Raw genomic sequence first — 21,355 nt, 5'->3', positions numbered from 1 at the left:
TTCAGCCCTTTGCGACCTTCAGATCGCCGTACATGCCCCATTCGGCCCAGGAGCCATCATAAAGCGAATGGTCGCGCTTGCCCATGCGTTCAAGCGCCAGGCTCAGGACCGCCGCCGTGACACCCGATCCGCAGCTGGTGATCGCGGGTTTCTTCAGATCGACGCCCGCGGCCGTGAAAACCTGCTCCAGCTCGGCGGGCGCCTTCATCGTGCCGTCAGCGTTCAGGACCGACCGGTAGGGCACGTTCACCGCCCCCGGAATATGGCCGGACCGGAGGCCCGGCCGCGGTTCAGGCTCCTCGCCCGAAAACCGCCCGGGCGAGCGGGCGTCTATGATTGCGTGATCACCCAGTTTCGCCGCTGCCGCCACCTGCGTCACATCGCGCACCAGATGGGCCTGGCGCTGCACGGTGATATGACGGTCGCGCACCATGGGCGGCATATCCTCGACCGGGCGGCCCTCGGCCTGCCACTTCGGGAAACCGCCATCCAGCACCGCCACATCCGTCTTGCCCATGAGACGGAAGGTCCACCAGACCCGTGCCGCCGAGAAAAGCCCCGCGCCGTCATAGACCACCACCTGATGGCCGTCGCCCACCCCCATCGCCCGCATCCGGCTGATGAACATCTCGGGCGGCGGCGCCATATGCGGCAGGCCGGAACGCTGGTCGGCAATCGCATCGATATCGAAAAAGCGCGCGCCCGGAATATGCGCCTGCGCATATTCCGCCTTCGGATCGCGCCCGGCGTCAGGCAGATACCAGCTGGCATCGAGGATCCTCAGATCGGGGTCTTTCAGGTGTGTCTCAAGCCAGTCGGTGGAAACCAGTGTCCGGGTATCGTCAGCCATGTCCGCCTCTCTTCGCTCACTACCGGATTAGCCGGGAGACCGGGCGCGAGGCAAGCGGACTCTGGCGCAGAGGGCATCGACCCTCGCCGACCGCGTCGGACAAGCCGAACATGGCACAGGCTGGCGGCGGCCGTTGTCGCCGGAAAGGGGCTACCCCTGCTTCAGCAGCCGCTGCTTCTGCCGGTTCCAGTCGCGCTTGGCCGCGGTCTCGCGCTTGTCGGCGACCTTCTTGCCCTTGGCGACACCGATCTTCAGCTTCACCCGGCCCTTGTGGTTGAAATACATGACCAAGGGCACGAGCGTCATGCCCTCGCGCCCGATCGCCTGCCAGAGGCGTGACAGTTCCTTTTTCGACACAAGCAGCTTGCGCTTGCGCCGTTCCTCATGGCCGAAGACGCCCGCCTGCTTGTAGGCGGCGATATAGCCGTTGATCAGCCACAGCTCGCCCTCCTCGACCGAGGCATAGCTTTCGGCGATGTTCGACTGGCCGGTGCGCAACGACTTCACCTCGGACCCGGTCAGCACGATGCCGACCTCGAGATCGCTCTCGATGAAATAATCGAACCGCGCCCGGCGGTTTTCGGCGATCACCTTGTAATTGGGGTCGTGCTTTTCGGCCATGATTGGGCTGAGATAGGCGAGCGCCGCGCCCGAGTCCAGCGGCGCAGGGGAGGAAGTGGAATGGTCCTGCAAATCTTGATAGGCGCATTTCTCATGCTGACCACCATTGCCGTTGCTGGGGCCTCGCTCTGGCGCGTGGAGCTTTGGCTGCGGCGCCGCCATGATTGGCTGGTTCAAGCGCCACACGGGCCAAAGCTGTTGCTCCTTCTCTGCGCCGGGGCGCTGTGGGTGATGGGTCTCCTCACGATATGGGTCTGGCTCTGGGCGCTGACCTTCTATGCGCTCGGCCTCTTCCCGGGGCTTGAGCCTTGCGTCTACTTCGCGCTCGTCTCGTTCACGACGCTTGGCTATGGCGATGTGCTTCTGCCGCACGAATGGCGGCTTCTGGGCGGCATGACGGCGGCGAACGGATTCCTGAATTTCGGCATCCTTGTCGCAAGCCTCACCGAGGCCCTGCGCAACGTCCGCCTGGCCCAGATCGCCCGTGGCGAGGCTCAGAAATAACTTCGCACCAGCGCGCCTGAGACAAGGCTCCAGCCGTCCGCGACCACGAAGAAAGCCAGCTTGAACGGCAAGGAGACGATGGCGGGCGGCACCATCATCATGCCCATCGACATAAGGATCGCGCTGACAACGAGGTCGATGATCAGGAATGGCAGATAGAGAAGAAAACCGATCTCGAAGGCTCGGGCGAGTTCCGACAGCATGAAGGAAGGGACGAGCAGCGAAAGCGGCGCGGTCGCCGGATCGGTCAGGCCCGCCGTCTGGGGGCGAAGCGCGGCGAGCGACGCGAGCGTGTCGGGGTCGAGCCGGGCGGCCATGAAGGCGCGGAAGGGTTTCATCCCCGCCTCGAAGGCGGCCGCGATATCCATCTGCCCTTCGGCCAGCGGTCTGCCCGCCTGTACCCAGGCTTCGGTGAAGACCGGCTCCATGATGAACCAGGTCAGGAACAGCGCGAGCGAGACGATCAGCATGTTGGGCGGCGACTGCTGCAGCCCGATCGCCTGCCTCAGGATCGCCAGCACCGTGACGATGAAGGGAAAGCAGGTGACCATCACCGCGATCCCCGGCGCAAGGCTGAGGACGGTGACCAGCGCAATCAGCGTCATCGACTGGCCTGAAAGCGTCGGCGCGCTGCCTGCGCCCTGCAGGCCCCGCGCCGCCAGATCAAGCAAGTCGCCCGCCCCCGGGCTGTCCTGGGCCAGCGCCGGAACCGCCGCGAAAACCAGCGCCAGCAGGGTGAACGGAATGATCCGCCCGACTGTCGGCAGGCGCGCCACTCAGAGACCGTCCTTCAGATCGGCGACCTCGGTCAGGCGCACCGCCAGCTGGCCCGCCCGGTCGCCGTCAAGCTCGGTCAGCATGCCCCGCCCGATCAGCTTGTCGCCGACATAAAGCTCGACCGGATCCTCGACCCGCCGGTCGAGCGGCAGGACCGAATCGCGCGTCAGCCGCAGAAGATCGCGCACCACCGGCCGGGCGCGGCCGACCGATATGGTGATGGTGATCGGCACCTGGGTGAAGGGATTGGCCGCGTCCGTAGCAGTTTCGCTCATGGCTGAACCTCGTCATGTTCGGTCTGGAAATAGGCCTTCACCGCCGCTCCGATTGCCCCGACCACACCGTCGAGGTCGATCTGCACCTCGCCCGCCGCGGTCTTCAGGAAGGCCTGACCGGGGCCGAGGGTCGGCTCCGCGACCACCTGGACCGGCACATCTACCTTCTGGGCAAGCAATTCCTCCACCATGCTCTGATTGGCGGGCGCGGTCCGGATGGTGACGGGGGTGGCGGCCAGCCGGTCGACGACCGGCCCCAACTCCTCAAGGATCATCGGACCCAGCGCCTGATGGGCGATGGCGGGCAGCACCTTTGCCACCATCTCGTCAAGTAGCGGCTCGAGCGAAGCAAGGATGTGGCGGCGGGCATCGCGGTAGCTCAGCGCCATTTCGGTAAGGTTGCGGCCAAGCTCGGTCCTCAGCCGCGTGATATCGTCATTCTGCGCGCCAAGCGCATCGTCCCAGCCGGCCTGATAGCCCTGTTCATAAGAAAGAAGCTTCATCTCGGCGACCTGGGCATCGCCCATCAGCGTTGCCTGAAGGGGATCGTCTGGCAGATCGAAGGTTTCCAGTTCCAGAATCCGTGCCATCACGCTTTCTCCGCCTGCGGGTCATCCATCCAGCTTTTCAGGATCTCGACCGATTCCTCCTGCCGTTCGGATATGAGCCGCCTCAGCCGCGCGACGGGGTCGTCGATCTCGGCGGGCTCCGCCTCTTCGGCCACGCCCCGCCGCGCGCCGCGCCCGAGCGCGAGACCTTCGGGGAAAGCGCCGTCCTCCTCGATCACGCCGGTCAGGACAGGTCCGTTGGCCAGCTGCGGCGCGGGCAGCGAGGCGGCGACCGGGGCGGCGCGCGAGGTCAGAACCGGCCTGACCACGAAAAGACCAAGGACCAGCGCCACGACAGCGAGCACGGCGAGCTGCACGAGCGTCATCACATCGATGGCGAAGGCCGCAAAGCCGCCGCCCGCGGCCTCGCTTCCCGCCGCCGCCACCGGCTCGAAGGCCAGCGACTTGATGGTGATCACATCGCCCCGCGCCTCGTCGAAACCGACCGCCGCGGCGACCAGATCCTTCAGGGCCGCCAGCTCGTCGTCGGGCCGTGGCGCGGCCGAGACCGTGCCGTCCGCCGCCGTCTCGCTCACCCCGTCGACCAGCACGGCCACGGTGATCCGCTTGATCGCGCCGGGGTTCCGGACCAGATCGCGCTTGGTCTCGCTCACCTCGTAATTCACCCGCTCGCGCGTCGTGGAATCGTTCGACTGCGAGCTCTTGCCGCCACCCGCCGCCGCGCCCGTGGGCAGGTTCGAGGCGACGCTCACCGACGGATCACCCTGATTCTGCGCGCTCGAACTTTTCTCCTCGTTCTCGGACGAAATCGCCACGCGCCCCTGCGGGTCGATCTTGCGTTCCGAAATCGCCTCGCTTTCCGTCACCGTCTCGACCGCGACCTCGACCACGGCCTTGCCGTAGCCCACCCGCGCCTCCAGAAGCCGCGTGACATTCTCCCTCAGCGCCGCTGCCCGGTCCGACCCGGCCTTGGCACCGGTATCGTCGTCGGCGAGGATCAGGTTGCCGTCGCCGTCGATCACCGCGACATCCTCGGGCTTCATCCCCGCCACGGCCGACGCCACCAGAAACTTCAGGGCCCGTGCATGATCGGGCGACAGCGACCCGTCGCGCGTCACCGCCGCGACCGAGGCCTTGGGCGATCCGGTCTGGCGGAAGCCCTGCGGTTCGGTGTTGGAAATATGGACGCGGACCGAGCGCATGTTGGGCATGGCGGCAATGGTGCGGGCCAGTTCGCCTTCCTTCGCGCGCCAATAGGCGGCGTCGAACATCTGCGAGGTGGTACCGAAGCCCGACAGACCGTCCAGAAGCTCGTACCCGCCGCCGGAATTCTGCGGCAGGCCCTGCGCCGCCAGTTCCATCCGCAACTCGTCGCGCCGTGTGGATTCGACATAGATCGCCTGACCGCGCACCTCGTAGGTCACGCCGCGCTGGTCGAGCGCGGCGAGCACCTCGCCCGACCTTGATCCCTCGATTCCCGCATAGAGCAGCGCCAGCGACGGGCGCGTCGCGACCGCGGTCAGCGCGTAGACTGCGGCAAACATCGCAAGCGTCGCCAGGACCACGATGATGCGCTTCCTTGGATCGAGCGCCTGCCAGACGGACATCACTTGCACGTTCGGTGCCTCCCTTCCCGGGCTTCTGCCGGTAGCTGATGCTTCCCCGATTGCCCTTAAGAATCGGTTAGTCGCATTCGGCCTATACCGGGGTAGGCCGGAAGGATTGGACCAATGTCGGAAGCCCCCGAAGAAGCGGAAGAAGCCCCGAAGAAGAAATCGAAGAAGCCGATGATCATCGGCCTGGTGCTGATGCTCGCGCTCGGCGGCGGCGGTTTTTTCGCCGTCTACAAGGGGCTGGTGCTTGCCCCCCACGATGCCGAGGCCGATTCGCACGCGGCAGTGGCAGAGGGCGCCGAGCCCCTGCCCGAAATCGCCTTCGTGCCGATCACGCCGCTTGTCGTCTCGCTCGGCCCCAAGGCGGGCGGGCGGTTCCTGCATTTCACGGCGCAGATCGAGGTGGAAAAGCATTACGAGGCGGATGTGACACTGCTTCTGCCGCGCATCCTTGATGTGCTGAACGGCTATCTGCGCGCCGTCGGCACGGGCGAGCTTGAGGATCCCGACGCTCTGGTGCGGCTCCGCTCGCAGATGCTGAGGCGCGTGCAACTGGTTACCGGAGACGGGCGCGTGCGCGACCTGCTCGTGACCGAATTCGTGATCAACTAGGAGGGCGCGATGGAGCTGATCGCCGATATTCTTCTGGGCGGGGGCGCCATCGGGGCGGGGCTTTTCTGCTATGTGCTCTCACGCCGCCTTTCGGCCTTCACCACGCTTGAAAACGGCATGGGGGGCGCGATCGCGGTCCTGTCGGCGCAGGTCGACGACATGACGAAAGCCCTGGAACAGGCCCGGACGGCGGCGGGCGAATCGTCCCGCGCGCTGACCGAGCAGACCGCGCGGGCCGAGGATGCGGCGCGACGGCTGGAACTTCTGATGGCCTCGCTGCACGACCTGCCGGAGGCGGGAGAGCATCGCCGGACGCGGGTTGTCCGCAATGGCGAGGCACGCCACCGCAGGTCGAGCGATGAGGAGGCCGCCTGATGAGCTTTGCCCTGTTGCGCGCTGCGCCCGCCGCCCGCCGCCCCAGACGGCGCCGCGGCCTTCTGATGATCGCGCTCTTCCTCGGCCTGTCCGGCCTGATCCGCATCGGCGATGGCGTCGGCCATGCTTTGGCCGAAACCTCGAGCCATGAGGCGGAGCAACCTGCCGCAGAGGCCGCCATGACCGGTGCCGAATGCACGCCCGACGGCGGGGCATCGGCGCTTCTCGATGCGCTGAAGCTGCGCGAGGCGCGGGTCAGGGAACAGGAACTGGCGCAAGAGAACGAGGCGCAGACACTGGCGCTTGCCCGCGCCGAGATCGAGGAGAAGCTTGCCGCGCTGACGGCGGCCGAGGAAAAGCTCGCCGCGACCGTCCAGCAGGCCGACAAGGCGGCGGAAAAGGACGTGGCCAAGCTGGTCGCCATGTACGAGACGATGAAGCCCAAGGATGCGGCGAAGCTTTTCTCAGAGATGGACCCGGACTTCGCGGCGGGCTTCCTTGCCCAGATGCAGCCCGCAGCCGCCGCGGCCGTGCTGGCCGGGATCGAACCGTCGAAGGCCTATACGATCAGCCTGATGCTGGCGGGCCGCAACGCAACCGCGCCGAAAAGCTGAAGCGGAAGACGGAATCTTAACCCGCCCCCCGCAGGCTGGGGCGGGAACCGGGTTCGGGATGGTAGGTAATGGTCGGCATCATTGGCATCGTCATCATCTTCGTGATGGTGTTCGGCGGCTACACGCTGCACGGCGGCAAGCTCGGCATCGTGCTCGAGGCGCTGCCCTGGGAAATGATCATGATCGGCGGCGCGGCGGCCGGCGCCTTCGTGGTGGCCAATGATGGCGCTGCGATCAAGCAGACGATGAAGGATGTGGGCAAGGTCTTCAAGGGACCGAAATGGAAGGCCCCCGACTACCGCGACCTGCTGTGCCTGCTGTTCGAGCTGATCCGGCTGGCCAAATCGAACCCCGTCGGGCTCGAGGAGCATATCGAGAACCCGCATGAAAGCTCGATCTTCGGCAAATATCCCAAGATCGCGCATGACCATGGGGTGGTGGACCTGATCTGCGACACGATGCGCGCCGCCTCGATGAACTATGACGATCCCCACCAGGTCGAGGAGGTGCTGGAAAAGCAGCTTGAGGCCAACCATCACCATGCGATGCATTCAAGCCATGCGCTGCAGTCGATCGCCGACGGCATGCCCGCGCTCGGCATCGTCGCCGCCGTTCTCGGCGTGATCAAGACCATGGGCTCGATCGACCAGCCGCCCGAGATCCTCGGCGGCATGATCGGTTCGGCGCTTGTGGGAACCTTTCTCGGCGTCTTCATGGCCTACGGGCTCGTCGGCCCCTTCGCGGCCAAGGTGAAGGCAGTGGTCGAGGAGGACGCGCATTTCATGAAGCTGATCCGCGAGGTGCTGGTGGCGAACCTCCACCGCCATCCACCGAACATCTGCATCGAGGTCGGCCGTCAGAACGCGCCCCATCATGTCCGCCCGAGCTTCTCGGACCTGGAGGAAACACTGAAGGCGCTGAAGGCGGATGCGGCATGATGACGCCTGCCGCCCGTCTGTTGCTTCTGCTCTTCGCCGGGCTCTGCTTGCCGGCGGCGACGCTGGCAGAGACCGTGACGGTACGCTCGGGCGAGCATGGCGATTTCACCCGCCTTGTCGTCGATCTGGGCGGCGACAGGCAATGGCAGTTCGGGCGGACGGAGGATGGCTACCTCCTCAGGGTCGAGGATCCGGCGCTTGGCTTCGACATCGGGCGTGTGTTCGAGCGCGTGCCGCGCACCCGGCTGACGGGCCTGTCGGCAGGGGCCGGCGAACTGCGGCTCGCGCTTGCCTCGGGCACCTTCGCCCTGCTGGCGCAGGAAGGCGGCGGCCTCCTGATCATCGACATGCGGCGCGGCACCGCGCCCGAGGAATCGCCTTTTGAAAAGCCAATTGCCACGGAAGTCGCGGGCGTCGAGGCCGGAAAGAAACCGGCAGTCCCCCTGCCCCATCCGGTCTCTGCCCCGCCCGCCGCCGCGCCCGGGCTTGCGGCGACTTTGAGCTACCGCCCGGAAACCAACAGCGCTGCCAGCCTGCCTATCTATTGGCGCGATGTTCTGGAGCCCGGGACCAGTCAGGAGGGCATGGCAGAGGCCGCACCCGAAACGCCGCAAGACCCCGAAATCGAAATCGCGACGAGCGGCGCCGATCACGATATGGGCCGTGAGAAGGCCGCCGCATCGCCCGCAGCCGGTGATGGGGACGATCCGGGTCGTCCGGCCACCGACCTGCCGCCCGATCTGCCGCCCGATCTGCCGCTTAGCCTGCCGACGCCGGGCTTCGGCACGCTTGCGCTGCCCGTACCGTCACCCGAGGTGCTGGCGTTGGAGGAAGCTCTGCGCGAACAGGTCGCACGCGCGGCGTCCCAGGGGCTCGCCGAAGCGGCAGTAGACAAATTCGCCGACCCGCACATGAGCGCCGAGAAGACCGATCACCAGGAGGCTCCGGAACAAAAGGACATGCCCGCGGACCCGCCGACGGCGGACGATCACATCGCCTTCCATGCCGAAACCTCGATGGACCGCGACGCCCGCGACAATCCGCGCGCGGTCAGTGTGACCGAGGACGGGCTCGCCTGCCCCGATGAGGCGCTGATCGACCTGCGCCACTGGGGCGACGACCGGGCGGTGCCGCTGCAGCTGGCCGAGGCACGGGGCGGCCTGACCGGCGAGTTTGACCGGCCGGATGAGGCGGCCGTCCTGCGCCTCGCGCGGCTCTACCTGTATTTCGGCATGGGGGCGGAGGCACGGTCGGTCATGAACGGCTTCGGCCTGCAGGCGGAAGGGGCGCCGCTTCTCATCGACATGAGCTACATGATCGACGATCGCGCGCCGCCGCCGCCCGGCGCCTTCGCGCCCTATGGTCAGTGCGAGACTTCAGCCGCGCTCTGGGCCTTCCTGTCGGCGCCAGACGCGGCGACCCCGCCGGTCGCGAACCTGCCTGCGCTCATCCGGGGCTTTTCCGGCCTGCCCGCGCCCCTGCGCCTCGCGCTCGGGCCGCGGCTTTCGAACCGGCTGATCGCGGCGGGCGCGCTCGACGCCGCCAAGACCGTGCGCAATGCAGTTGCCCGCAAGTCGGACGATCACGACCGGCCGCTTAGGATGATCGAGGCGGAAATCGCGCTGAGCCAAGGCGAAACCGATGCCCACGAGAAGCTGACCGCTCTGGCGCAGGGCTCGGACGATCTTGCGGCGAAGGCCCTGATCCTGTCGGTCGAGCAGCGCTTGCTCAAGGGCGAGACGGTGCCCGCGTCGGAGGTGGCGGATCTGGCCGCGCTCGCCTTCGAACGCCGGAACGGCAAGGGCGCGGATGCGCTCGCAGCACTTGAGATCGAGGCACGGGCCGCATCCGGCGATCTGCCGCGCGCCTTCGAGCGCTTCGCGGACTGGAGCCGGGACGCCCCTGCCGACGCTGCGCGCAAGACTGCACTGACATTGTTCGCCGCGCTTGCCGCCGACCTCGATGATGCTGCGTTCCTCGGCGAATATTTTGCCCGCAAGCCCCTCCTTCCGGCCGATGCCGACGCCGAAGTGCGGCTGCGGCTGGCCGAACGGCTCGGCGGGCTCGGCCTATACGAGGAAGCGCTTCTTCTGCTTCCGCCGACACTGCGCACGGGTGACGAGGCGCGGCTGGTACTCGCGCACGCGGCGGCGCAGGCCTTCCGCTACGAGGAAGTGATCGCCATGACCGGCGGGCTCGATCTGCCAGAGGCGCAGGCGCTGCGGGCGGAAGCCCTCGACGCGCTCGGCGATCATGCGGCGGCGGCCGATCTCTATGCGGCGCTGGGCGAAACCGCGGCGGCGGCCGGCGCGGCCTGGCGCGGCGGCGATCTGGCGCGCGCGGGCACGGATGCAGGTTTCAGCGAAATGGCAGCGCTGCTCGGGGCCGACCCAGCCGCGCCGCGACCGGACGAAACCCTGCCCGGCCTGGCGGAGGCGGGCACGACGCTTGCGGGCAGCAAATCGCTCTTGACCGAGAGCGGCAAGCTGCGCGCCTCGCTCGCTGCGCTTCTTTCCGCATCGGGCGCAGCGACAGCGACGTCGCGCTGAGGTCGCGCCAGACCCGCGCCGACGGTTACCGAATCTCAACGCCCACGCCCTAGCCTCGCCGCATGCAAGAATTGCAGGGATGGCCGGAATGGGCAGCGTGATGAGACTTCTGGCTTTGCTCTGCCTCGCGCCGGGCACCGGCGCCACCGCCGGGACGACCGACGCCGATCCCGCGCTCTTCTGCGAATATGCCGCCCAGCAGGCCGCCGCCGAGGAAGGCGTGCCGCTCTCGGTCCTTAATGCAATCTCCCTCAACGAGACCGGGCGCAAGCGCGAAGGCGCCTTCCGTCCGTGGCCCTGGACGGTGAACATGGAAGGCGCGGGCCACTGGTTCGACACAAACGAGGAGGCGCTGGCCTATGCCGAAAAGGAATTCGCGCGCGGCGCGCGCAGTTTCGATGTGGGCTGCTTCCAGATAAACTACAAATGGCATGGGGAGCATTTCGCCTCGATCGACGAGATGTTCGATCCGATGGTGAACGCCCGCTATGCCGCGCGCTTCCTAAAGTCGCTCTACAGCGAACAGGGGTCGTGGGAGGCGGCAGCGGGCGCCTACCATTCCCGCACGCCCGAATATGCCAACCGCTATGCCGCGCGCTTCAGCCGGTTCCGAAACGACCTGATCGCCCGCTATGGCGAGGAGATACCGGAGATTCCCGATATCGTTCTGGCCGCCTACGCGGCCGAAAGCGAGGTGCCGCGCATCAACAATTACCCGCTGCTGCAGGCGGGCAGCGCGGGCGGGCTCGGCTCGCTCGTGCCGATCGGCAACGGCGCGCGCGGCGCGCTCTTCGGCGCCCCGGCGCAGCCCGCCGAGACAGAGATCGTCACCGAATGAGCGAGGCCGCGCCGAAGATCTTCCAGCCGACGGTGCTTCTGGCGCTCGCGATGATGGCGGTCATCGCGATGATGATCCTGCCGATGCCCGCCTGGGTGCTGGACATCGGGCTGGCCGCCTCTTTCGCCATCGCGATCCTCATTTTCACCATCACGCTTTTCATCGAACGGCCGCTCGATTTTTCGGCCTTCCCGACGATCCTTCTCGCCTCGCTGATGCTCAGGCTCGCGCTCAACGTCTCTTCGACCAAGCTCATCATCGGCGAGGGTCATACCGGCACGGCAGCGGCCGGCGAGGTGATCGAGGGCTTTGCCATGTTCATCATGTCGGGCTCGGTCCTGATCGGGCTCGTGGTGTTCGGCGTCCTGATGATCGTCAATTTCATCGTCATCACCAAAGGCGCGGGGCGCATGGCCGAAGTGGGCGCGCGTTTCGCGCTTGACGGCATGCCGGGCCGGCAGCTGGCCATCGACGCCGACATGAATGCGGGCGCCATCGACCATGCCGAGGCCAAGGCGCGGCGCGAGCGGGAACAGGCGGAAACGACCTTCTTCGGCTCGCTCGACGGGGCATCGAAATTCGTCAAGGGCGACGCGGTGGCGGGGCTCTTGATCACGCTTCTGAACCTCGTCGTCGGACTGTCTATCGGCGTGGGCGCCCATGGCATGCCGGTCGGTCGTGCGCTTGAAACCTACGCGATCCTCACCGTCGGCGACGGGCTCGTCAGCCAGATCCCTGCCGTCATCATCTCCATCGCCTCGGCGCTCCTTCTGTCGCGCGGCGGCACCAAGGGGTCTGCCGACCGCGACATCCTGCGCCAACTCGGGCGCCACCCGCTGGCGCTTGGCACCGTGGCCTTTTTGATGGCGCTCTTCGCCCTGGTCCCTGGCCTGCCCTTCCTGCCCTTCATCATCGGCGCCGCGATCCTCGGCTTCGTCGGCTGGCGGCAATGGCAGGCGGAAGGCGAGGCCGCCGAGCGCGGGCGGGTGCAGGCCCTGCCGGTCGAACCGGCGCGGCGGCGGACGATGGGCGATCTGCTCGACCTTGACGACATCCATGTGGAGTTCTCCCCGAGCCTTGTGGCCATGGTCCTCGACCCCGCGACCGGCCTTGACGCGCGCATCGCCAACATGCGCAGCCATGTCGCCACGACCTATGGCCTGATCCTGCCGGAAATCCGGCTGACCGACGATTCCACGCTGGGCGACGGCATGTACCGGATCCGCATCCAGGGGGTGGAACAGGCCCGCGACCGCATCCATCCCGATCAGGTGATGGCGCTTCTTTCCGGCGACGATGCCGCGCTGCCGCCCGGTGGTGATGTGCGCGAACCCGTCTATGGTGCACCCGCCCGCTGGATCCCCGCCGACCGGCAGGAGGAGGCGGCGCTGGCGGGCATCACTGTCGTCGGCCCGACCGAGGTGCTGGCGACGCATCTTCTGGAAGTGGTGAAGCGCAATTTCGCCCGGCTTCTGACGCTGAAGGGGCTGAGGCGGCTTCTCGACGAATGCACCTCGCTGTCCGACCCGGCGCGCGCCGAGGCGGCAAAGCGGCTGTTCGACGAGCTGATCCCCGACAAGGTGCCGGTCGACATGCTTCTGGCCGTGCTGCGCCTTTTGCTGGAGGAGCGGATCTCGATCCGCAACCTGCCCCTGATCCTTGAATCGATTGCCGAGGCCCGTGGCCTCGGCGCGCCCGAGGCGATTTGCGAACATGTGCGGCGCAGATTGGGCTTCCAGCTGGTGGCCGAGATGCGGCGCGAGGACGGAACCTTGCCGCTTCTGCAGCTTGCCCCGGAATGGGAAGAGATGTTCCGCACCTATCAGGTCGAGGGCGCCCATGACGTTGCCCTGCCGCCAGAGAAGTTCAACCGGCTGGCCGCGAACGTGGCCGAGAAGGTGGCGAAGGCCGGCGAGAAGGGGATTTTCCCCGCCCTGATCACCTCGGCCCGCAGGCGGCGGTTCCTGAAGACCGCGCTCGGGGCCAAGGGTCTGACGACGCCGGTCCTGTCCTACGAGGAGGTGGGCGGCGATGCGAAGCCCGCCATCGTCGGGCTGGTGGCGGCATGACGGACATGCAGGAGGCAATCCTCGCCGCCCTTGACGGCCCCTTGCTGATCGCGGGTCTGGTTTTTCTGCGCCTGGGCGCGGTAATGGCGCTTCTGCCCGCCTTCGGCGAGCGCGCCGTACCCGCCCGCATCCGGCTCGCGCTCGCGCTCGCCTTCACCGCGATCGTTGCCCCGGCGGTCGAGGCGAGGATCGCCCCTCCGGGCGGCACGGTCGCGGCCTATGTCTTGTTCTTGATGGCAGAGACCGCGAACGGGCTGGCGCTCGGGCTCGTCGTCCGACTGTTCCTTCTGGCACTCGAGATGGCGGGTGGGATCGCGGCGCAATCGGGGTCGCTCTCGCAGATGTTCGGGGTACAGGGCGAACCGATGCCCGCGATGGCGCATCTGTTCGTGATGTCGGCGCTGTGCCTCGCCGTCCTGTCCGGCCTGCATGTCCGCGCGGCGGGGGCGATGATCCTGTCCTACGAGGCCCTTCCCGCAGGGACAGTACCGGGTGCGGCGCTCCTGAAGAGCTGGACGGTGGGCCAGATGTCGCAGGCCTTCGCGCTGGCCTTCAGTCTGGCCGCGCCCTTCGTGGTGGCGGCGCTTCTCTATAATGTGGCACTCGGCGTCATCAACCGGGCGATGCCGTCGCTGATGGTCGCCTTCGTCGGCGCGCCTGCGCTGACGGCAGGGGCGCTTGTCATGCTGGCGGTCGCCGCGCCGCTGATGCTCGGCCTCTGGAAGGGGGCGTTCGACGCGATCCTCGCCGATCCGTTCGCGGTGCCGCGATGAGCGGCGAGGACGACGCCAGCCGCGAACACGAGCCGACGCAGAAGAAGCTCGACGATGCCCGCGCGCGCGGCGATCTGGCGCGGTCGGCCGATCTGACCTACGCGGGCGGCATGACGGGGTTTCTGGCGCTGTCGGCCTTCGCGGGGGCGAAACTGCTGATCGCCTTCGGCGACCGGGCGGAGGCCTATCTGGGCGGCTTCGCCCTGACGGGCGCCGCCGCAGGCGCGCCCTCCGGCGCTTATGTCGCGGGCTGGGCTGTGGCGATGGTCCTGCCGGTCCTGCCTTTCCTCCTCTTGCCGGGGCTTGCCGCGCTTCTGACCCTCATTGCCCAACGGGGGCTGGTGTTCGCCGGGGAAAAGCTTGCGCCCAAACTCAGCCGCATCGACCCTTTGCAGAACGCCAAGCAGAAATTCGGCCGGGCGGGCCTGTTCGAATTCGGCAAAAGCGCGGTGAAGCTTGTGGTAACCGGCTGCCTTCTGGGCTGGTTCCTCTTGCGCAACATGGACGAGATCATGACGACCGCCGCCCTGCCCTCGGGCGCGGTGTCGGCGGTGATGGTCGGGCTTCTCCTGCGCTTTCTCATGCTGGTCGCGGCGATTGCCCTTGTGATCGGGCTTGCGGATTTCGGCTGGCAGAAGCTCGAACATCTGCGCCGCAACAAGATGAGCCGCCAGGAGCTGATGGAGGAATTCAAGCAATCCGAGGGCGACCCGCATATGAAGGGTCATCGCCGCCGCCGCGCGGAAGAAATCGCGATGAACCGGATGCTCGCCGATGTGCCGAAGGCCGACGTGGTGGTGGTGAACCCGACCCATTATGCAGTGGCGCTGAAATGGAACCGCGCGAGCGGCCGGGCGCCCCTCTGCCTTGCCAAGGGCGTGGACGAGATTGCCGCCCGCATCCGCGAGGCGGCGGCGACAGCAGGCGTGCCGATCCATTCCGACCCGCCGACCGCGCGGGCGATCCATGCGACCGTCGAGATCGGGCGCGAGATCCGGCCCGACCACTACGCCCCGGTTGCCGCCGCGATCCGCTATGCCGAGCGGATGCGCCGCCGCGCCCGCGAGCGTAGCGGGCGAGGCGCGAAATGACCCCCGCCGACCGCACCCGCCAGCTTGCGCGGCTGAAACGCGTGGCCGATGCCCGGCGCGACAGCGACCTTGCCGCGCTCTCGGCGGTCTCCGCCCGCCTTGCCGCCACCGAGCGGGCACGCGAGGAGCTGGCACAGGCGCTGGCGGCCGAGGTCCGCAAGGCCGTGGCCGAGCCCGACCTGCCGACCTTCCGCGCGCTCGACATGCATCTGGTCCTGTCTGAGCGGGCGAAGGCCGCGCTCGAGGCGCGGATCGCCCGGATCGCGGACGAGCGCGAAACCCTGCGCGCCGCGGCGGCCCTGTCCTTCGGCCGTGCGACGGTGCTTGACCGGATCGCGGACCGGCTGGAGCGTTCGCGGCCGCCCGACCGATCCGGAGATCGCTGACCGCGCGTCGGCGGCGGCACCTCCTCGGGCACTTCGTTTCTCGTCGGGCGGGCAGCGGCCCTCGCGAGGAGTGCATGAAATGCTCGACGAGCTGCCCCGGCACCCTGCGCCCTCCTTCACGGCGATGTTGCAACCGATCACGTCTTGGACAGAAGGCTGCAATCACCTTGGCGCGGGCCCCGCCCCGCCGCCATAAAGGGCGAAACCCGCCGCCGCCATGGCGGTGCGACCGGAGAGGCCCGTTGAAAAGACCGCTGATCTTCCTTGGTGCCGCGCTTGCCATCCTGATCCTCTATAGCCTGTACGGGCCCGAGATCGGCAGCCTCGCCGATGTCCGCACCGAGCTTGCCCGGATCGAGGCGGCACGGGCCGCGGCACCGGTGACCGTCGCCGCGATCTTCTTCGCCGCCTATGTCGCGGTCACCGCCCTGTCACTGCCGCTCGCCGTCTGGATGACGCTCGCCGCAGGCGCGCTCTTCGGCTTCTGGGGCGGGCTCCTCCTCGTCTCCTTCGCCTCGGCCATCGGCGCCACGCTCGCCTTCCTCGCCGCGCGCTATTTCCTGCGCGACTGGGTGCACGTGCGGCTCGGCGACCGGCTGAAGGCGGTGAACCAGGGCTTCGCCCGCGACGGCAGCTTTTACCTTTTCACCCTGCGGCTCATCCCGGCGATTCCCTTCTTCGCGATCAACCTCCTCATGGGTCTCACGACCATCCGGCCCCTGACCTTCTACTGGGTCAGCCAGCTTGGCATGCTGGCGGGCACCGCCGTCTATGTGAATGCGGGCACGCGGCTTGCGGCGATCGACAGTCTTTCGGGCATCCTCTCGCCCGCGCTGATCCTGTCCTTCGTCCTTCTCGGCATCTTTCCCTGGATCGCGCGCGCCTTCATCGCCACGCTTCAGCGCCGCAAGGTCTATGCCGGCTGGCAGCGGCCCCGGCGGTTCGACCGCAACCTGATCGTGATCGGCGCGGGCGCCGCCGGGCTCGTCTCGGCCTATATCGCGGCCGCCGTGAAGGCCAAGGTGACGCTGATCGAGGGGCACCGGATGGGCGGTGACTGCCTGAACTACGGCTGCGTGCCCTCAAAGGCGCTGATCCGCTCGGCGAAACTGGCCCGCCAGATCGGCAAGGCCGAAGGCTTCGGGATCACGACCAGCCCGGCGCGGGTTAGTTTCCCGGCCGTCTTCGCCCGGATCGGCGCGGTTATCCGCGCCATCGAGCCGCATGATTCCATCGAACGTTACCAAGGCCTCGGTGTCGAAGTCCGCGAAGGCCACGCCCGCCTGGTCGATCCCTGGACGGTGGCGATCGCCGCCAAGGACGGCGGCGAAAGCCGTCTGACCGCGCGCGCCATCGTGCTGGCGACGGGGGCTGCCCCCTTCGTGCCGCCGCTGCCCGGGCTTGACGAGGTGGGCTATCTGACCTCGGATAGTTTGTGGGAGGCATTCGCTATCCGCACCGAGGCGCCGAAGCGCCTCGCCATCCTCGGCGGCGGTCCGATCGGCTTGGAGCTGGCGCAAAGCTTCGCGCGGCTCGGCTCGCATGTCACGCTGATCGAGATGGCGCAGCGGCTTTTGATCCGCGAGGACGAGGAGGTTTCGGCCTTCGCCCGCGCGCGGCTGGAAGAGGACGGGGTCGAGGTGCTGACCGGTCACAAGGCGCTGTCCTGCGGGCGCGCGGACGGCGAGAAGTGGATCGAGGTCGAGACGGGCGACACCCGCCGCCGCCTCGCCTTCGACGATCTGATCGTCGCCGTCGGCCGCGCGGCGCGGCTCAAGGGCTACGGGCTCGATGAACTGGGTATCCCGGCGGGCCGGGTGATCGAGACAAACGACTATCTCGAAACGCTGTACCCCAACATCTATGCGGCGGGCGATGCGGCGGGGCCCTACCAGTTCACCCATGCCGCCGCCCATCAGGCCTGGTTCGCTACGGTGAACGCGCTCTTCGGTTTCGCGAAACGCTTCCGCGCCGATTACCGGGTGATGCCCGCCACCACCTTCCTCGACCCCGAGATCGCCCGCGTCGGTCTGAACGAGACCGAGGCGAAGGCGCAGGGCATCGCTTACGAGGTGACGCGCTACGGGATCGACGATCTGGACCGCGCCATCGCGGACGGTTCCGCCCACGGCTTCGTCAAGGTGCTGACCGCGCCCGGCAAGGACCGCATCCTCGGCGCCACCATCGTCGGCGAGCATGCGGGCGACCTTTTGGCCGAATTCGTTCTGGCAATGAAGCACGGGCTGGGGCTGAACAAGATACTCGGCACGATCCATTCCTACCCGACCTTCGCCGAGGCGAACAAATATGCCGCGGGCGAATGGCGCAAGGCCCATGTCAACCCGCGCGCCCTGAGCCTTCTCGAAAGTCTGCACCGCTGGCGGCGGGGCGGCGCATGATCGACCGCTTCCTCCTGCCCCTGCAGCACGCGATCCTGCGCCCGCCCGCGCAAATGCTGGCAGCGCGTGGCGTGGGCGCCGATCAGATCACGCTTGCAGCCTTCGGCATCGGCGCGCTTGCCGTGCCCGCGCTCGCCGCGGGCTGGCACGGGTTGGCGCTTGCCCTCATCCTCGCGAACCGCGCGCTTGACGGGCTCGATGGCGCGGTGGCCCGCGTCACCGGCCCGACCGACCGCGGCGCCTTCCTTGATATCGTTGCGGATTTCCTCTTCTACGGCCTCGTGCCCCTGGGCTTCGCGCTCGCCGACCCGGCCGCGAACGCGCTTGCCGCCGCCTTCCTCATCACCACCTTCATCGGTACCGGATCGAGCTTCCTCGCCTTCGCTGCCATCGCCGCCCAGCGGGGCGAGGCATCCTCCGCCTATCCGGCCAAGGGCATCTATTACCTCGGCGGCCTGACCGAAGGCACCGAAACCATCGCGCTTTTCGTCGCCATGTGCCTCTGGCCGCAGGCCTTCCCGATACTCGCCACCCTCTTCGCCCTCCTTTGCCTGATCACCACCGCGCTCCGCTGGCACTGGGGCTGGCAGGCCTTTTCCCTACCCTCGAACGACCATAGGACAGACGCATGAGACTGACACTCACCGCCACACTTCTTGCCCTCATCGGCGCGCCCCTCTGGGCAGACAGCTGGGACGAGACACTTGCGGCGGCCAAGGGCCAGACCGTCTACTGGAACGCCTGGGGCGGGGACAGCCGCACCAATGATTTCATCGCCTGGGTGGACGGACAGGTGTCGGCAAAATACGGCGTCCATGTCGAGCAGGTGAAGCTTTCGGACACTGCCGAGGCGGTGACGCGGGTTCTGGCCGAGAAAAGCGCGGGCCAGACCGAAGGCGGCTCGGTCGACCTCATCTGGATCAATGGCGCGAATTTCCTGTCGATGAAGGAACAGGGGCTTCTGCACGGACCCTTCCTTGAGAACCTGCCGAACGCCGCCTTCCTTGACCTCACGCCTGGTTCTGCGGCGGTCACGGATTTCACCATCCCGACCGAGGGCTACGAGTCGCCTTGGAGGCTGGCGAAGTTCGTCTATACCTATGACAGCGCGCGCGTTGCGGAACCGCCCCGCTCGGCGGCGGCGCTGCTCGACTGGGCAAGCGCCAATCCCGGCCGCTTCACCCATCCGGCGGTACAGAATTTCATGGGCGCGACCTTCCTCAAGCAGGCGCTGATCGAGCTTGCGCCGGATGCGTCCGTCCTGCAGGCCGAGGCGACGGAAGACAGTTTCGCCGCTGCGACCGCACCGCTCTGGGCCTGGTACGACGCTCTCCGCCCCAATCTCTGGCGGGCGGGCGAGACCTTCCCGGAGAATGAGAGCGTGCTGAACCAGATGCTGAATGACGGCGAGGTGGATTTCACCATGGCCTTCGATCCGGCCGCCGCCGCTGCTGCCGTCGAAAAGGGGCTTCTGCCCGATACGGTGCGCACCTACGGGCCCGAAGCCGGGTCGATCGGCAATATCAGCTTCGTCGCCATTCCCTTCAACGCCGCGCACCGCGAGGGCGCGGAAGTGGTGGCGAACTTCCTGCTCGACCCGGCCACCCAGGCGCGCGCGCAGGATATCGGCATCCTCGGCAGCTATACGGTCCTCGACATGACGAAGCTTGACGAGACGCAACGCGCGGCCTTTGCCGATCTGCCCGCCTCTGCCGCCCTGCCGACCGAGGCAGACCTCGGCCCGACGCTTGTCGAGCCGCACCCGAGCTGGATGGTGCGGATCGCCGAGGAATGGGCAAAGCGCTACACGAAATGACGGGGCACGAGGGCTGGTGGCTCAGGCTGTCGGTCCTTGCGGCCGTGACCCTCGGCTTCGTCGCGCCGATCCTGGCCGGTCTGGCCCAGACGGCCCGCGTCGCCTTCGGGCTCGACGCGGGCCTTTCCTCGGACGTGGCGCCGCTCGCCGCCCTCGCGGCGCTGCCCGGCGTGGGCACGAGTATTGCGCTGACACTCTGGACCGGGCTCGCCTCGACGGTCCTGTCCTTCTTCCTCGCGTTCGAACTGGTGATGTGGACCGGCGGTGCGCGGCGCGCGACCTCCTGGCTCGCACCGCTTCTGGCCGCACCGCATGCGGCACTGGCGATCGGCTTTGCTTTCCTGATCGCGCCATCGGGCTGGATCGCCCGGGCGCTCAGCCCCTGGGCGACCGGCTGGAGCCTGCCACCCGATATCGCAACCGTGCATGACGCCTGGGGGATTGCGCTGATCCTCGGGCTGACGGTCAAGGAACTGCCGTTCCTCGCGCTGGTGATGCTCGCCTCGCTCGGGCAGCTGCCGGTCGCGCGGCTTGTCGCCACCGGCCGCGCCCTTGGCCATGGGCGCCGTGCCTCCTGGTACTGGCTGGTGTTGCCTGCGCTTTATCCGGCTCTCCGGCTGCCGCTCTATGCGGTCCTCTCCTTCTCGCTCTCGGTCGTGGACATGGCCATCATCCTCGGGCCCTCGAACCCGCCGACCCTTGCGGTCGCCATGACCCGCTGGTTCCAGTCGGCCGACCTTGGCCTCTTCGCGCCCGCCGCTTTCGCGGCACTTCTCCTCGGCCTTCTGGTGGCCCTGACGATCTTCGGCTGGCACCTCGGCGAGAGGCTCGTCGCCGCGCACGCACGGCGGCGGCTCGCCCGGGGCTGGCGGGCGCTTCGCGCCCCCCGGCTGGGCGCCGCCATGCCCGGGGTGGCAGGCGGTCTTGTCGCGGCGGGGCTCCTCGCACTTCTGTCGCTGATTGTCTGGTCGCTCGCCTGGCGCTGGTCCTTTCCTCATGCCGTGCCCGAACGCTGGTCGCTCGCGCTCTGGCGCGATACCGGCTCAGGCTGGGTCCATGTTCTGGCCGAGACGGCCCAGATCGGAGCAGGCGCGACGCTCCTGTCACTGGTGCTTGCGGCCCTCTGGCTGGAGGGCGAGACACGCGGGCGCTTCAGGCGCGCCCGCTGGGCGACGGCGCTGATCTATCTGCCGCTTCTGATGCCGCAACTGGCCTTTCTCTTCGGCCTCAATGTCGTCTTCCTCAAGGCGGGGCTCGGCGTCGACTGGACGGCGGTGCTCTGGGCCCATGCGATCTTCGTCTTTCCCTATGTGATGCTGACCCTGACCGAGGCCTGGCACGCACTCGACCCGCGGCTTTTCCAAACTGCCGCCTCGCTCGGCGCCGGGCCCTGGCGACGGCTTCTGACGATACGGCTGCCCTGCCTTCTCGGCCCGATCCTGACCGCCGCCGCCATCGGCTTTGCCGTATCGGTCGCACAGTACCTTCCCACACTCTTTATAGGCGGCGGCCGGGTGACGACACTGACGACCGAGGCGGTGACGCTGTCGTCGGGCGGCGACCGGAGGGTGGCGGGGATGTATGCGAGCCTGCAGGCGCTGATGCCGCTTGCCGCCTACGGGCTTGCGCTGGCGCTTCCGGTGCTTCTGTGGAAAAACCGGAAGGGGCTTCTGGGACAGGGATAGG

Annotated in this window: 21 protein-coding genes; 15 read left to right on the top strand and 6 right to left on the bottom strand. The window is 67.7% G+C overall.

Annotated elements, in window-relative coordinates; all coding sequences use genetic code 11:
- Position 1: 1 nt before the first annotated feature.
- Entirely contained in the window at positions 2 to 850 is an 849-nt protein-coding gene (gene sseA, locus P0645_RS07350) for a 3-mercaptopyruvate sulfurtransferase (protein ID WP_284163931.1), read from the bottom strand.
- A 150-nt stretch (positions 851 to 1,000) separates the two neighbouring features.
- A complete protein-coding gene (gene smpB / locus P0645_RS07345) occupies positions 1,001 to 1,471 on the bottom strand; it encodes an SsrA-binding protein SmpB (RefSeq protein ID WP_284163930.1) in 471 nt (156 codons plus the stop codon).
- 60 nt (positions 1,472 to 1,531) lie between these two features.
- Here smpB and P0645_RS07340 point away from each other — a divergent pair, with 60 nt between their 5' ends.
- A complete protein-coding gene (locus P0645_RS07340) occupies positions 1,532 to 1,975 on the top strand; it encodes an ion channel (protein WP_284163929.1) in 444 nt (147 codons plus the stop codon).
- Here P0645_RS07340 and fliP read toward each other — a convergent pair.
- The 4 genes from fliP to fliF are packed head-to-tail and all read right to left on the bottom strand — an operon-like array spanning position 1,966 to position 5,203.
- The gene (fliP, locus tag P0645_RS07335) at positions 1,966 to 2,751 is read right to left on the bottom strand and encodes a flagellar type III secretion system pore protein FliP (RefSeq protein WP_284163928.1); all 786 of its coding nucleotides are present in this window, start codon (positions 2,749 to 2,751) and stop codon (positions 1,966 to 1,968) included. The two genes, P0645_RS07340 and fliP, sit on opposite strands and share 10 nt — an antisense overlap.
- Entirely contained in the window at positions 2,752 to 3,027 is a 276-nt protein-coding gene (locus P0645_RS07330; protein ID WP_284163927.1) for a FliM/FliN family flagellar motor switch protein, read from the bottom strand.
- The gene (locus P0645_RS07325) at positions 3,024 to 3,617 is read right to left on the bottom strand and encodes a FliH/SctL family protein (protein ID WP_284163926.1); all 594 of its coding nucleotides are present in this window, start codon (positions 3,615 to 3,617) and stop codon (positions 3,024 to 3,026) included. Before P0645_RS07325 ends, P0645_RS07330 begins: the two co-directional genes overlap by 4 nt.
- Positions 3,617 to 5,203 (bottom strand): flagellar basal-body MS-ring/collar protein FliF, encoded by a 1,587-nt coding sequence (gene fliF / locus P0645_RS07320; protein WP_284164116.1) that lies wholly within the window; start codon positions 5,201 to 5,203, stop codon positions 3,617 to 3,619. Before fliF ends, P0645_RS07325 begins: the two co-directional genes overlap by 1 nt.
- Positions 5,204 to 5,326: 123 nt before the next feature.
- On the opposite strand from fliF, the gene P0645_RS07315 reads away from it, so the two are divergent.
- The 14 genes from P0645_RS07315 (at position 5,327) to P0645_RS07250 (ending at position 21,354) form a co-directional block, all read left to right on the top strand.
- Positions 5,327 to 5,821 carry a flagellar basal body-associated FliL family protein gene (locus tag P0645_RS07315; RefSeq protein WP_284163925.1) on the top strand — a complete coding sequence of 165 codons (495 nt, stop codon included), beginning with the start codon at positions 5,327 to 5,329 and terminating at the stop codon, positions 5,819 to 5,821.
- Positions 5,822 to 5,830: 9 nt separating this feature from the next.
- Positions 5,831 to 6,196 (top strand): hypothetical protein, encoded by a 366-nt coding sequence (locus P0645_RS07310; protein WP_284163924.1) that lies wholly within the window; start codon positions 5,831 to 5,833, stop codon positions 6,194 to 6,196.
- Positions 6,196 to 6,810: a MotE family protein gene (locus tag P0645_RS07305; RefSeq protein WP_284163923.1), complete on the top strand. Its 615-nt coding sequence runs from the start codon at positions 6,196 to 6,198 to the stop codon at positions 6,808 to 6,810. The genes P0645_RS07310 and P0645_RS07305 overlap by 1 nt, the downstream gene beginning before the upstream one ends.
- A 68-nt stretch (positions 6,811 to 6,878) precedes the next feature.
- Entirely contained in the window at positions 6,879 to 7,748 is an 870-nt protein-coding gene (gene motA / locus P0645_RS07300) for a flagellar motor stator protein MotA (protein WP_267633386.1), read from the top strand.
- A complete protein-coding gene (locus tag P0645_RS07295) occupies positions 7,745 to 10,297 on the top strand; it encodes a hypothetical protein (RefSeq protein WP_284163922.1) in 2,553 nt (850 codons plus the stop codon). The genes motA and P0645_RS07295 overlap by 4 nt, the downstream gene beginning before the upstream one ends.
- A gap of 100 nt (positions 10,298 to 10,397) precedes the next feature.
- Positions 10,398 to 11,135, top strand: coding sequence for a transglycosylase SLT domain-containing protein (locus P0645_RS07290; RefSeq protein ID WP_284163921.1), 738 nt, complete (start codon positions 10,398 to 10,400; stop codon positions 11,133 to 11,135).
- Positions 11,132 to 13,204, top strand: a complete 2,073-nt coding sequence (flhA, locus tag P0645_RS07285; protein WP_284163920.1) for a flagellar biosynthesis protein FlhA — start codon at positions 11,132 to 11,134, stop codon at positions 13,202 to 13,204. The genes P0645_RS07290 and flhA overlap by 4 nt, the downstream gene beginning before the upstream one ends.
- Entirely contained in the window at positions 13,201 to 13,977 is a 777-nt protein-coding gene (locus P0645_RS07280; RefSeq protein ID WP_284163919.1) for a flagellar biosynthetic protein FliR, read from the top strand. Before flhA ends, P0645_RS07280 begins: the two co-directional genes overlap by 4 nt.
- Positions 13,974 to 15,068 carry an EscU/YscU/HrcU family type III secretion system export apparatus switch protein gene (locus P0645_RS07275; protein WP_284163918.1) on the top strand — a complete coding sequence of 365 codons (1,095 nt, stop codon included), beginning with the start codon at positions 13,974 to 13,976 and terminating at the stop codon, positions 15,066 to 15,068. The genes P0645_RS07280 and P0645_RS07275 overlap by 4 nt, the downstream gene beginning before the upstream one ends.
- Positions 15,065 to 15,454: a hypothetical protein gene (locus P0645_RS07270; RefSeq protein WP_284163917.1), complete on the top strand. Its 390-nt coding sequence runs from the start codon at positions 15,065 to 15,067 to the stop codon at positions 15,452 to 15,454. Before P0645_RS07275 ends, P0645_RS07270 begins: the two co-directional genes overlap by 4 nt.
- 242 nt (positions 15,455 to 15,696) lie before the next feature.
- A complete protein-coding gene (locus tag P0645_RS07265) occupies positions 15,697 to 17,853 on the top strand; it encodes a dihydrolipoyl dehydrogenase family protein (protein ID WP_284163916.1) in 2,157 nt (718 codons plus the stop codon).
- Positions 17,850 to 18,485 carry a CDP-alcohol phosphatidyltransferase family protein gene (locus P0645_RS07260; RefSeq protein WP_284163915.1) on the top strand — a complete coding sequence of 212 codons (636 nt, stop codon included), beginning with the start codon at positions 17,850 to 17,852 and terminating at the stop codon, positions 18,483 to 18,485. Before P0645_RS07265 ends, P0645_RS07260 begins: the two co-directional genes overlap by 4 nt.
- Positions 18,482 to 19,669 (top strand): ABC transporter substrate-binding protein, encoded by a 1,188-nt coding sequence (locus tag P0645_RS07255; protein ID WP_284163914.1) that lies wholly within the window; start codon positions 18,482 to 18,484, stop codon positions 19,667 to 19,669. Before P0645_RS07260 ends, P0645_RS07255 begins: the two co-directional genes overlap by 4 nt.
- Positions 19,645 to 21,354, top strand: coding sequence for an ABC transporter permease (locus P0645_RS07250; RefSeq protein WP_284163913.1), 1,710 nt, complete (start codon positions 19,645 to 19,647; stop codon positions 21,352 to 21,354). The genes P0645_RS07255 and P0645_RS07250 overlap by 25 nt, the downstream gene beginning before the upstream one ends.
- Position 21,355: the final 1 nt, after the last annotated feature.

Source organism: Frigidibacter sp. SD6-1 (genome assembly GCF_030143255.1).
Taxonomy (GTDB): Bacteria; Pseudomonadota; Alphaproteobacteria; order Rhodobacterales; family Rhodobacteraceae; genus TMP-24.
Note: the sequence above shows the minus strand (reverse complement) of the source record. Positions and strands in the feature narration are given on the sequence as shown.